At 62.8% G+C, this 12,098-nt stretch carries 12 protein-coding genes and 1 pseudogene; 5 read left to right on the top strand and 8 right to left on the bottom strand.

What is annotated here, in order from left to right; translation table 11 throughout:
* Window positions 1–3: 3 nt before the first annotated feature.
* Genes gcvH through NBE95_RS20905 form a run of 6 tightly spaced genes read right to left on the bottom strand, consistent with a single transcriptional unit; the run spans window position 4 to window position 5,348 of the window.
* Window positions 4–366 (bottom strand): glycine cleavage system protein GcvH, encoded by a 363-nt coding sequence (gene gcvH, locus NBE95_RS20880; protein WP_234872294.1) that lies wholly within the window; start codon window positions 364–366, stop codon window positions 4–6.
* 11 nt (window positions 367–377) lie between these two features.
* Window positions 378–1,514 carry a glycine cleavage system aminomethyltransferase GcvT gene (gcvT, locus tag NBE95_RS20885; RefSeq protein WP_289896543.1) on the bottom strand — a complete coding sequence of 379 codons (1,137 nt, stop codon included), beginning with the start codon at window positions 1,512–1,514 and terminating at the stop codon, window positions 378–380.
* Complete coding sequence (gene lipA / locus NBE95_RS20890; protein WP_289896544.1) at window positions 1,507–2,466, bottom strand: lipoyl synthase; 960 nt, start codon at window positions 2,464–2,466, stop codon at window positions 1,507–1,509. Before lipA ends, gcvT begins: the two co-directional genes overlap by 8 nt.
* A gap of 10 nt (window positions 2,467–2,476) precedes the next feature.
* Entirely contained in the window at window positions 2,477–3,865 is a 1,389-nt protein-coding gene (gene lpdA, locus NBE95_RS20895; protein WP_289896545.1) for a dihydrolipoyl dehydrogenase, read from the bottom strand.
* Window positions 3,858–5,132, bottom strand: coding sequence for a serine hydroxymethyltransferase (gene glyA / locus NBE95_RS20900; RefSeq protein WP_289896546.1), 1,275 nt, complete (start codon window positions 5,130–5,132; stop codon window positions 3,858–3,860). Before glyA ends, lpdA begins: the two co-directional genes overlap by 8 nt.
* Window positions 5,133–5,141: 9 nt before the next feature.
* Entirely contained in the window at window positions 5,142–5,348 is a 207-nt protein-coding gene (locus tag NBE95_RS20905) for a hypothetical protein (protein ID WP_289896547.1), read from the bottom strand.
* A 316-nt stretch (window positions 5,349–5,664) separates the two neighbouring features.
* Here NBE95_RS20905 and NBE95_RS20910 point away from each other — a divergent pair, with 316 nt between their 5' ends.
* Window positions 5,665–6,540 carry a LysR substrate-binding domain-containing protein gene (locus NBE95_RS20910; RefSeq protein WP_354670379.1) on the top strand — a complete coding sequence of 292 codons (876 nt, stop codon included), beginning with the start codon at window positions 5,665–5,667 and terminating at the stop codon, window positions 6,538–6,540.
* A gap of 90 nt (window positions 6,541–6,630) precedes the next feature.
* Here NBE95_RS20910 and NBE95_RS20915 read toward each other — a convergent pair whose 3' ends face one another.
* Window positions 6,631–7,989 (bottom strand): ISKra4 family transposase, encoded by a 1,359-nt coding sequence (locus NBE95_RS20915; protein ID WP_108437546.1) that lies wholly within the window; start codon window positions 7,987–7,989, stop codon window positions 6,631–6,633.
* Between the two features lie 63 nt (window positions 7,990–8,052).
* Window positions 8,053–9,030, bottom strand: a pseudogene (locus NBE95_RS20920) (ISKra4 family transposase); the annotation flags it as partial.
* Between NBE95_RS20920 and NBE95_RS20925 the strand changes: the two are divergent.
* Genes NBE95_RS20925 through NBE95_RS20940 form a run of 4 tightly spaced genes read left to right on the top strand, consistent with a single transcriptional unit; the run spans window position 9,029 to window position 12,090 of the window.
* The gene (locus NBE95_RS20925; protein WP_289896549.1) at window positions 9,029–9,622 is read left to right on the top strand and encodes a hypothetical protein; all 594 of its coding nucleotides are present in this window, start codon (window positions 9,029–9,031) and stop codon (window positions 9,620–9,622) included. The pseudogene NBE95_RS20920 and the gene NBE95_RS20925 sit on opposite strands and share 2 nt — an antisense overlap.
* 4 nt (window positions 9,623–9,626) lie before the next feature.
* Window positions 9,627–11,261: a M23 family metallopeptidase gene (locus tag NBE95_RS20930; RefSeq protein ID WP_289896550.1), complete on the top strand. Its 1,635-nt coding sequence runs from the start codon at window positions 9,627–9,629 to the stop codon at window positions 11,259–11,261.
* A complete protein-coding gene (locus tag NBE95_RS20935; protein ID WP_289896551.1) occupies window positions 11,258–11,803 on the top strand; it encodes a hypothetical protein in 546 nt (181 codons plus the stop codon). Before NBE95_RS20930 ends, NBE95_RS20935 begins: the two co-directional genes overlap by 4 nt.
* Window positions 11,800–12,090 (top strand): hypothetical protein, encoded by a 291-nt coding sequence (locus NBE95_RS20940; RefSeq protein WP_289896552.1) that lies wholly within the window; start codon window positions 11,800–11,802, stop codon window positions 12,088–12,090. The genes NBE95_RS20935 and NBE95_RS20940 overlap by 4 nt, the downstream gene beginning before the upstream one ends.
* Window positions 12,091–12,098: the final 8 nt, after the last annotated feature.

The raw sequence follows: 12,098 nt of genomic DNA on the forward strand, positions 1-12,098 counted from the left end.
CCCTCAGCCCACAAGCGCCAGATAGGCGGCTTCGTCCATCAGCCCTTCGGCATCGGCGACGCGGGCAAGCTTCAGCTTGAAGAACCAGCCGGCGCCTTGCGGATCTGCATTGACGATCGACGGGTCGTTGCGGATCGCCTCGTTGACTTCAACCACTTCGCCATCCAGCGGGCAGTAGACGTCCGATGCGGCCTTGACCGACTCGACCGTTGCCGCAGCATCGTTCTTGGCCAGAGTGGCCCCGGTTTCGGGCAGGTCGACGAACACCAGGTCGCCCAGTTGTTCGACGGCGTGATTGGTAATGCCGACCGTGGCGATGCCATCGGCGATGTTCAGCCATTCGTGATCTTCGGTGAATTTCAACATGGTCTTGATCCTCAGCGCTTGTAACGGGGGGTGATGAAGGGAAGGTCGGCGACGGTGACGGGCACACGCTTGCCGCGCAGGTCGACGAACAGGCGCGTACCGGTTTCAGAAAGGCTGGCGGCGACAAAGCCCATCGCCACGGGGGCGTTCACCGTGGGGCCGAAACCGCCCGAGGTGATACGGCCCACGGGGTCCGCCGACGTCTCGTCCAGGTAGAGATCGCCGCCACGGATGGGCGCGCGGCCTTCCGGTGCGATGCCGACACGCCGCCGCGTTGCGCCAATGTCGAACTCGCGCAGGATCACATCGGCACCGGGGAATCCCCCTGCCCGCGCCCCGCCGGTGCGGCGCACCTTCTGCACCGCCCATTCCAGCGCCGCCGCGACCGGGGTGGTGCCGGTGTCGATGTCATTGCCGTAAAGGCACAGGCCCGCTTCCAGCCGCAGGCTGTCGCGCGCGCCAAGCCCGATCGGTTGCACGTCGGGGTTGGCCAGAAGGCTGCGGACAAACTCCACCGCCTTGGCTTCAGGGACCGAGACCTCGTAGCCGTCCTCGCCCGAATAGCCCGAGCGCGAGACGACGCAGTCCACGCCAAGGATCGAAACGCCCCGCACATCCATGAAGGCCATCGCCGCCACTTCGGGGGCCAGTGCCGCCAGCGCGCTTTCCGCCGCCGGGCCTTGCAGCGCGACCAGTGCGCGGTCGGTCAGTTCGATCACATCGCACAGGTCGGACAGGTTGGCGCGCATGTGCGCCACGTCCTGTTCCTTGCAGGCGGCGTTGACCACGACGAACAGGTGATCGCCCCGGTTGGCCACCATCAGGTCATCCAGGATGCCGCCCTGCGCATCGGTGAACAGCGCATAGCGCTGGCGACCGTGCTTCAGGCCCAGGATATCGACCGGCACCAGCCGCTCCAGCGCGAGCGCAGCGTCCTCGACCTTGCCCGACTTCGGCCGCAGGATCACCTGACCCATGTGGCTGACATCGAACAGACCTGCCTTGGCCCTGGTATGAAGGTGTTCCTTCATCACGCCTTCGGGGAATTGCACCGGCATCTGATAGCCGGCAAACCCAACCATCTTGCCCCCCAGCTCGATGTTCAGGGCGGTCAGCGGGGTCTTCTTCAGGGTCGTGGTATCATCCATTCTGGGATTCCTTGGCGGAGGTCATGGCGTTGCGGGCGGCTTTCAGGAGGGCAAAGTCATCCCCGGCATGGAAGGACGACCGCGTCATCGGGGTGGCAGAAACGGCGAGAAAGCCCTTTGACCGGGCCATGTCCTCGATCCGGCGAAACTCGTCAGGCGGCACGAAGCGATCCAGCTTGTGATGCCGTGCGGTGGGCTGCAGATACTGCCCCACGGTGATGAAATCGACGCCAGCGGCGCGCATGTCGTCCATCACCTGGCGCAGTTCCTCGAAGGTTTCGCCAAGCCCGACCATCAGGCCGGATTTGGTGAAGATCCCGGGGTTCTGCCGCTTGGCGTCGTCCAGAAGCCGCAGCGACTGGTAATAGCGCGCGCCGGGCCGGACCGAGGGGTACAGCCCCGGCACGCATTCCAGATTGTGGTTGAACACGTCTGGTGCGGCATCGACCACGATCTTCCAAGCCGGGCCCTTGTGCAGAAAATCAGGCACCAGCACTTCGATGGTGGTGTCGGGGTTCTGATGGCGAACGGCACGGATGGTCTGGGCGAAGTGCGCCGCTCCGCCATCGTCCAGATCGTCCCGGTCAACGCTGGTGATCACGACATGGCGCAGGACCAGCTTGGCCACCGCCTGCGCCACCCGGCCCGGCTCGAACGGGTCAAGCGCGTCGGGGCGACCGGTGGCGACGTTGCAGAACGAACAGCCGCGCGTGCAGGTTTCGCCCATGATCATCATGGTCGCGTGGCGCTGCGACCAGCATTCGCCGCGGTTCGGGCAGGCGGCTTCCTCGCAGACGGTGGACAGCGCGTTGTCCTTCAGGATGCGGCGGGTCTGGCCGTAGTCCGGGCTGTCCGCCCGCGACACCCGGATCCAGTCCGGCTTGCGCGGGGTCTCAGAGATGGCTCGACGGACCTTTTCCGGGTGGCGCGGTTTTTCGACAAAGTCCTTCATCGCATCCCCCTCAGGCGTGCAGCGGTTTGCCAAGCGCGGCAAGGCAGGCTTCCTTGACCGCCTCGCCCATGCCCGGATGGGCGTGCGACGTGGCGGCGATCTGCGCCAGCGTGGCCCCGGTGGACATGGCCAGCACCAATTCCTGGATCAGTTCGCCCGCGCCGCGGCCCAGGACATGCGCGCCAAGGATGCGGCCGGTGTCCGCACAGCCCAGCACCTTGACCAGGCCAACGGTCGCCCCCATCGCACGGGCGCGACCGTTGGCGATGAACTGGAACTTGCCCACCACATGCGCGCGACCGGCCTCTTGCAGCGCCTCTTCGGTGGCGCCAAGGCTGGCGATCTCGGGCGCGGTGTAGACCACGCCGGGAACCAGCGAATAGTCCGGCGCGCCATGCGCGTGCCCGGCCAGCGCTTCGACCGCCGCAATGCCGTCTTCCTCGGCCTTGTGGGCCAGCATCGGGCCGGGAACCACATCGCCGATGGCCAGAATGCCCGGCACGGCGGTGCGGAACTGCCCGTCCACCGGGATGAAGCCGCGCGCATCCAGCGTGATGCCCAACGCCTCAAGCCCAAGCCCGGCAGTGCGCGGGCGGCGACCGATGGCCACCAGCACGGCATCGGCCTCCAGCGTTTCTTCAGTGCCCTTGTCGCGGCGTTCCAGCGTGATGCTGGCCTTGCCATCGGCCTGGGTGACTGACATCACCTTGCGGCCCAGCTGGAAGGCCAGCCCCTGCCGCTGCAACAGGCGCTGCGCGGTCTTGGCAATCTCGCCGTCGGCGCCGGGCAGAATGCGGTCGAGATATTCCACCACCGTCACCTTGGCCCCCAGCCGCGCCCAGACCTGGCCCAGCTCCAGCCCGATGACGCCCGCGCCGATCACCACAAGATGATCCGGCACCTTCGGCAGCGACAGAGCGCCGGTCGAGGACAGCACCACGCTTTCATCCACCGTCACGCCCGGCAACGCGGCCGGGTCCGACCCGGTTGCGATCAGGATGGTCCTGGCGGCGACGGTTTCGTCGCCCACCTGCACCCGGCCCGGCGCCGGAATGCTGCCACGCCCATTCAGCCATTCGACGGCGTTCTTCTTGAACAGATGCGCGATGCCCTTGGTCAGGTCGCCCACCACCTTGTCCTTGCGCGCCATCATGGCCGACAGGTCGAACGAAGCTTCGCCGGTCGAGATGCCATGCGCCGACAGGTGCTTCAGCTCGGCCCAGTGTTCCGACGAGGATAGAAGCGCCTTGGACGGGATGCAGCCCACGTTCAGGCAGGTGCCGCCCAGCGTGGCGCGTTCTTCGACGCAGGCCACCGTCAGGCCCAGCTGAGCGGCGCGGATCGCGGCCACATAGCCGCCGGGGCCCGCGCCGATCACGACAAGATCGAACTCATGCATGGCCGGCCCCATAGATCGGGAAGCGGCGGCACAGGTCCTGCACCTTGGCGCGGACCGCGGCCTCGACAGCGGCGTCGCCCTCGGGATTGCGGCGCAGCGCATCCAGCACATCGCCGATCAGCCCGCCGATCTCGCGGAACTCGGTCACGCCGAAGCCACGGCTGCACCCCGCCGCCGTGCCCAGACGGATGCCCGAGGTGACGGTCGGCTTTTCCGGGTCATTCGGGACGCCGTTCTTGTTGCAGGTGATGTTGGCCCGCTCCAGCGCTTCGGCAGCGGCATTGCCCTTCACGCCCAGAGGGCGCAGGTCGACCAGCATCAGGTGGTTGTCGGTGCCGCCCGACACGATGGCCGCGCCGCGATTGACGAGCACCTCGGCCAGCGCCGCCGAAGAGGCGACGACATTGCCGATGTAATCCTTGAACGACGGCTGCAGCGCCTCCTGGAAGGCGACGGCCTTGGCCGCGATGACATGCATCAAAGGGCCGCCCTGCAGACCGGGGAACACGGCCGAGTTGATCTTCTTGGCCAGCGCCTCGTCATTGGTCAGGATGATCCCGCCGCGCGGGCCGCGCAGCGTCTTGTGCGTGGTGGAGGTCACGATGTGGGCATGCGGCATCGGGCTGGGGTGGTGGCCGGTTGCCACCAGCCCGGCGATATGGGCCATGTCCACCATCAGCCAGGCGCCCACCTTGTCGGCAATCGCGCGGAAGCGGGCGAAGTCGATGACACGCGAATAGGCCGAGGCCCCGGCGATGATCAGCTTCGGCTTTTCGGCCAGGGCAAGTTCCTCGACCCGGTCATAGTCGATCCTGCCATCGGCCCCGAGGCCGTAGGCCACCGCGCGGAACCACTTGCCCGACATCGCGGGCTTGGCGCCGTGGGTCAGGTGGCCGCCGGCATCCAGCGACATGCCCAGGATCGTGTCGCCGGGGCTCAGCAGCGCCAGCTTGACCGCACCGTTCGCCTGCGCGCCGGAATGGGGTTGGACGTTGGCGTATCCTGCGCCGAACAGCGCCTTCAGCCGGTCGATGGCCAGTTGTTCGACCACGTCAACATGCAGGCAGCCGCCGTAATAGCGCTTGCCGGGATAGCCTTCGGCGTACTTGTTGGTCAGGACCGACCCCTGCGCCTGCATCACGCGCAGGCTGGCGTGGTTTTCCGAGGCGATCAGCTCGATCTGGGTTTCCTGGCGTGCGCGCTCGGCTTCAAGGGCAGACCACAGGGCCGGGTCGAACGTGGCGATATCTTCCTGAGCGTCGTGCATCTGCGTCTCCTATTTGGCTGGAAGAACCGGCGCGCAAAGGCGCGCCGGCCTGATTGGCCAGCGGTTTTCTGGTTCTGCGAAGTAGTCGCGGGTCAGCTTGATGACGACCAGAGACAACAGCGGCAGCGAGATCAGGTTGCCGATGAGCAGGGCGATCATCGGAACGCCCCAAACAATGCCGTTCAGCAAATTGAAAAAGGCATTGAGTGTTTCCACAGGGCAATCTCCTCATTGTCCCTTGCAGCCAAGCACCCCACGGCAAGGGACTACCGGGCCTTGGCGCATCTCGCGCCACAGCTTTCTGCTTTGTTGATGGGCGTCCTCCTCGTCGATCCGCCCGGAGCCTGCATGTGGCTTGCCCGTGACTCTCGGCTCGGCATCAGAGTGACGGAACCGTCGGTCGGGTGGGAGCCGGGTCGCGACCTTGGGGCGGACATAGGATGTATAGACCTTTGTTGACTTTTGAAAATTTCATTCTTCTAATCATAGATTGAGTTTTGTTAACATTAGGTCTGCCATGCAAAATGTCCCGATGGAGTTGCTGCGCACCTTTATCAAGGCCATCGACAGCGGCAGCTTCACCCGCGCCGGCGAGCTTGTCGGCCGCACTCCCTCGGCCATCAGCCTTCAGATCAAGCGGTTGGAAGAAATCGCAAATGCAGCGCTTTTTCAAAGGGATGCCCACAAGTTGCAGCTGACCGCAGACGGCAGGACCGTTGCTCAGTTTGCTCGGCGAATCCTTGCCCTAAACGACGAGCTTCTGTCCAACCTGCGACAGCCTTCGGTCACCGGCCGGGTGCGCCTGGGGGCACCTCACGAGTACACGGCCTCGCTTCTGCCAGAGTTCCTGGGCAAGTTCGCACAGGCCCATCCGAACGTCATGCTTGAGGTGACAAGCGACCTCAGCAAGAATCTGCTGCGCCGCCAGCAGGCCGGAGAGTTTGATCTGGTCATCGCCCTTCACGAGGAATCGGCCTCTCCTGGCGGTCGACTGGTCTACACCGAACCGCTCGTCTGGGTGGGAAGCATAGATCATGCAAGCCATCTGCAGACGCCCCTGCCGCTGGTCCTAGCGCCCCCGCCCTGCATCTATCGGAACCGGATCCTGCAAAGTCTGAACCAGGCGCAGCGGGCATGCCGTATCGTCTATCTCAGCTCCAGCTATAACGGGATTTCTGCGGCTGTACGGGCCGGCATCGGCATAACCGTCATGGCGGGCAGCGCAATCCCACCCGACAGCAAGATCTTCTCCGAACGGGACGGCTTGCCCAACTTGGGCGAACTGGAACTACGGTTGCACCGGGCAACGGGAAGCAATTCCGAAGCACTGCAGAGGCTCGAAGAATACATCGCCGGCAGCTTTGCAAATTCGGTTCCCGTGCGAACCTCCGGTCTCGAACGTGAGTAAACCGGCGCTCTTTGGAAAACAGGATCTGTGAAAAATACTGTCGCGTTGCCCTTAAATCCGGCACACATGGGAGTGGGCAAAACTTGGGGGTCATGCGGCTGCTCTTTGGTAGGCTCCGGTTAGCCGACCGTCGAGAACGGCGGCGCGGACAACAGCCACGCGGTGGGCTCCATTGGGCGACCATCTCATGCGGCGGCGCTTGCCCATGCGGGTGTTCCCGATGTCGTCCACGCAGCCCTCTGCCCGGGATGAAGAAATCGGAAAACCCGTGCGGTACCGCCGACCATAGTCGGTCAGGCTGTCCATGTTGTTCGCAAGGTAGGAATAGAGGTCCCGGCACCGGGCTTGCACGCGTCGGGCTGCTTCAGCCGCCATGCGATCATCTGTATTCAGCCGCGTGCAATCGACGATCAACCATTGCAGACTGGTCGTGGCCGTTAGAACTTTCCCATGCCAAAGGTACCATCGCAGTGTTTCGGCCGGACGTTTGAACAACACTGGAATGCCGGAGAAACCCCTGCTCTGCAGCAGGCCTTTTACGGCGTTCTCGACGTGCTGAATACGCATCGAGATATGCCACCAGTCGAGGATGTGGCGGACCTTTCCATCGACGGCATTGCGGACGAGGTTTGGCAGGGCTGGTTCCCCGTCCGAAATTACCGTGACGGTTTGTTCGTGATCCCAACCGAGAGCCCTCAAGTGCTGGCGAAGCTGACTGGCAGGTGACAGGACCGCCTGTTGCACCAAGCCGAAGCGACGGCACCTATCGTGGCCTTCAATTTTACCGACCACAACATCGAGGTGTCGCTTCTGATATTCCGGCCTGCATCGGATATGCGCACCGTCCAGGAAAACCGTCAGCGCAGGCGCCTCTTCGGCGGCTGAAGGAACCAGCGGCTCATTCTGCTCGCTGTCGCAGATTTCCCGGGCAACTTTGCCCAGTCGATTGCGCACCGATGTGTTCACCTGCTTCGCGCAAGGCAGAAAGGTTTCCAGAATACGCACCGCTTCCCGAAAGGAATGACGCGCTCCAAGTTCGGCTTGAAGGCGTCGCAGTTCCGGGGTCGATCGATCCGGGAAAAAGTGAGCGAGAGGCGAAAGCGGTCCGCCCAAGACAACATCGGATTTTGCATTGCAGGCGCAACGCCGAATGCGCGGCGCTTTGACCTCGAACCTGCCGAAGAGTGTGTCGAGCACCCGCGACCGATAATCATGTATAGCCCGGACCCCGTCGCAGTCCGGGCAGATCCGGCTGGCTTCGGAAATTTCCTCGATCTGGTCGTGCAGGATCGCACTTTGCAATTGCCCCAGGATCGTCTTCGCATCTTCGAGCAACAACCCGAACCCCTCAGGCTGCGTGCGTCGAAACGGGCGGGACAAACGGCCGAGACGATGCCTCTTTGTGGTTCCGTTCTCAAAGGTCGTCTCGACAATAATCCGCACTTCCATGGCAGTTCCCTTCTCAATGAACCACCAACATACACAGACACCCCCAAGTTTTGCCCACTCCCGTGTTTCGGCCGGACGTTTGAACAACACTGGAATGCCGGAGAAACCCCTGCTCTGCAGCAGGCCTTTTACGGCGTTCTCGACGTGCTGAATACGCATCGAGATATGCCACCAGTCGAGGATGTGGCGGACCTTTCCATCGACGGCATTGCGGACGAGGTTTGGCAGGGCTGGTTCCCCGTCCGAAATTACCGTGACGGTTTGTTCGTGATCCCAACCGAGAGCCCTCAAGTGCTGGCGAAGCTGACTGGCAGGTGACAGGACCGCCTGTTGCACCAAGCCGAAGCGACGGCACCTATCGTGGCCTTCAATTTTACCGACCACAACATCGAGGTGTCGCTTCTGATATTCCGGCCTGCATCGGATATGCGCACCGTCCAGGAAAACCGTCAGCGCAGGCGCCTCTTCGGCGGCTGAAGGAACCAGCGGCTCATTCTGCTCGCTGTCGCAGATTTCCCGGGCAACTTTGCCCAGTCGATTGCGCACCGATGTGTTCACCTGCTTCGCGCAAGGCAGAAAGGTTTCCAGAATACGCACCGCTTCCCGAAAGGAATGACGCGCTCCAAGTTCGGCTTGAAGGCGTCGCAGTTCCGGGGTCGATCGATCCGGGAAAAAGTGAGCGAGAGGCGAAAGCGGTCCGCCCAAGACAACATCGGATTTTGCATTGCAGGCGCAACGCCGAATGCGCGGCGCTTTGACCTCGAACCTGCCGAAGAGTGTGTCGAGCACCCGCGACCGATAATCATGTATAGCCCGGACCCCGTCGCAGTCCGGGCAGATCCGGCTGGCTTCGGAAATTTCCTCGATCTGGTCGTGCAGGATCGCACTTTGCAATTGCCCCAGGATCGTCTTCGCATCTTCGAGCAACAACCCGAACCCCTCAGGCTGCGTGCGTCGAAACGGGCGGGACAAACGGCCGAGACGATGCCTCTTTGTGGTTCCGTTCTCAAAGGTCGTCTCGACAATAATCCGCACTTCCATGGCAGTTCCCTTCTCAATGAACCACCAACATACACAGACACCCCCAAGTTTTGCCCACTCCCGCCGGGATGTGACGGGCCTGGTGGATGACCCGCGCTCTTATTTCAAACGCATCGTGGCTGGCGGCAGGCAGTGGCAATGGCGGAACAAGGGCTTCGTTCCGCTGATTGCGGAAGAGGCCGTCGCGGCTGGCCCGGCGAGCGCCGAGGATTTCGCGGCCGCGATTGCTCCCTTCTCGGATGATCTGGCCGAGACCCCGGAGAACAGCCCTGCGAACATGACGTATTTGTTCCGGTCGGGGTCTGGTGAGACCATCAAGGGCGTCCGTCTCGCGACAACCAGCATCTGTGCTGAGGGCGGCGCACAGTGCCCGCTCGTGGTTCTGCGCGAAGGCCAGCCGCCGAAGACAATCTTTATCAATCTGGACCTGCCGTGGGGCTTCCTTGAGGCCGATGGCCGCGTCTTCGTTGAATATCAGCTTGAGGCGGCCGTTTCCCAGATCGACCTGGGGACGGGGGCAGTCACGCAGCTGACCATGATCGAGCCTGCGCCAGCGCAGTCGCCGCCGAGGAACCCTCGCTATGTGGAGTAGATCAATGCGCCGCACCCTTGCCGCCCTTGCCGTTTCGACTGCGCTCGCGCTGACGGCTGCACCAGCCGTTGCGCAGAGCATTTCCGGGGGGTTCGATTTCGAGGATTTCAGGGTGGCGGTTATGGGGCCGGAATCCGGGCGTCGTTATGAGATCCTCAATCTTGTGACCGGCAAAGCAGCCGGGGCCTATCAGTTTATGCCCCAGACGCTGGCCGATCTGGGATATGTGTCCAGTGCGACAGGGGTTTGGGATTGGGATAATGTGGTCTTCACGGCCAAATCCCAGGCTATGGGCGTCAGCACGATCAACGATTTCCTGACAACCGAGTCCGGGCGGCGGTTGCAGGATCAGGCTTTCGATGAATTCACCCTTCGCAACTGGCGCTCTTTGAGTGCGTCAACCAAGGGGCAGATCGGGAAAGTCGTGAACGGGGTTCTTGTGACCGAGGGCGGGCTGCTTTCCGGTGCTCACTTCCTTGGTGCCGGGGGGATGAACAATTTCGTTAGTTCGGGCTTCACCGGCGCAAATCTCAGTAACCTGTCCACGATCCTCGCCCAAAACTTCCCGTCACAGCAGACGCTGGAACGGCTCGATCAGTATGTGATGGGGCGGTTGGTAAGTGGCGCTGCGGCGCATGGCGGTATCGCTGGCGCGTCAGGTTATGGTGGCAGTGCGGGTGGGGCGGGCGGTAGCTATACCGTGGATCAGGTGGCCCAGGCGGCGGCAGAGAACGCGGGAAGCGTGTCTGGCGTCTGCATGACGCACCCGATCATGTCCACAAGTGGTCAGCGGGTTTCGTCGCCCTATGGCGTCGATAGAACGGGCAGGGCGTCAGCTGGATGGCACCAAGGCTTGGACCTGGTGAATGGTGTCGGCCGAGGCGATCCCATCTATGCCGGTGTGAACGGGCGGGTTGTGGTCGCGGGTTCTGGTAGTGGAGGAAACCGCGTCGTCATCGAGACAAGCGACGGCTCGCAGCGGTTCGTCTTCATGCACCTGGATTCGGTCCATCGCGACGTGCGGCAGATCGGAACGGTTGTGACCCCTGACACCCAGATCGGGACGATGGGCGATAGTGGATCGCCTGGGGCAATTCACTTGCACCTGGGCAGTTTGATCGAGGGATCGAAGCTCCAAGGTGTCGGGATGGAGTCCCGTATCTGGGAATCGCCTGGCGGCTGGACTGGCTCAAAGGAGAAGAATCCGTTGACGGCCGATCAAGTGGCCTCGGCGTTGCCAAGCAGCTTCTATTTCGTCAACCCAGAACCGTTCTTGCCCAACCGTGTCGCCTTCCCGGCCGAGCTGGCTTCGGCTTATGCCTCGCAGGGTATTTCGCGCCCGGATGGGCTGACGTTGGCGAACAACTGCCAGGTCGGGAGCCTCACGGGTATGCCGATGGCAAGCACAGGCGGCGGGGTTTCTGCATCGGAGCTGGGAACGAACCCCATGGGACACTTGGCTGACGTTGGCTATGCGGCCGACATGGCCATGGGAGAGTTCCGAGATGCGGTTCTTGACCTCACCAAGATCGCGGCTGACGAGTTTACCAGGGCGCAGCTCTACAGCTCTAGCCGGTCCCGGCCGAATGCGGCCTGGGCAACAATGGTGTCATCTACAGCGGGAGAACATGCACAATGAAACGGGTGATTGCGGGGGTGCTTCTGGCGGTAACGGTTCCCGTCATGGCGATGGCGGAAATCGAGGCGCTGAACTGGTCCAAGCTCTCGACAAGCAGCTGGCCGGAGTGTGGGACGGGCTGCGCGATCGATACGATCAACGCGGCGCAGTCTGTGGTGATTTTCCACACTCGCGGCGAGCTGACAAAGCCCGAGGCCGAGGCCCTTGTTGCGGCCGTCCAGCGCGGCGCTCGCGTCTCTGTTTTCGTTGGTCAGGAGAACAGCCTGTCCAAGGAAGTCATCTGGTATGTCCAGGACATTTACCAGAAGTGGGCGGCGACAGCGCCAGACGACGACACGTCGATGCTCGGGATGGGTGGTTGCGTCATGGGCGCGACAGACACCCCGGCATTCATCGTCACCGATCCCTTCGGCACGAAGCCCAACGATGCGCCAGCGCTCGTGGTGGACGGGAAGAAGACCGGAGAGATCAGCATCGCAGCCGAGGCGTCGGTTGTGTCCGAAACAGAGGATTTCATTCAATGCTATCTGCAAGCAAAATGATCGCTATCGCCGTCCTGGCCGGTGTTGTCACCACGGGACAAGCGAGTGCGCAGCAACAGGGACCGGCACAGAGGGCGGTGGAACCGAACGCGGTGGCCGTCGATGAATATGTGCCGAACCAGTATCTCGATCCGAATCTGCTCGCGATCCAGGTGCGCCGCGCCGAGGATCGCATCCTCGCGCTCGAAGAGACGAATGAGCGCCTGATCCGAGGCTATAACGATCTGGCCGAGAAATATAACGCACTGCGCGAGTATCTGAATACTGGCGTGGTCCTGGAACAATAAGGCGGGGG

It is taken from the genome of Paracoccus sp. TOH (assembly GCF_030388245.1).
In the GTDB taxonomy this organism is placed as follows: Bacteria; Pseudomonadota; Alphaproteobacteria; order Rhodobacterales; family Rhodobacteraceae; genus Paracoccus; species Paracoccus simplex.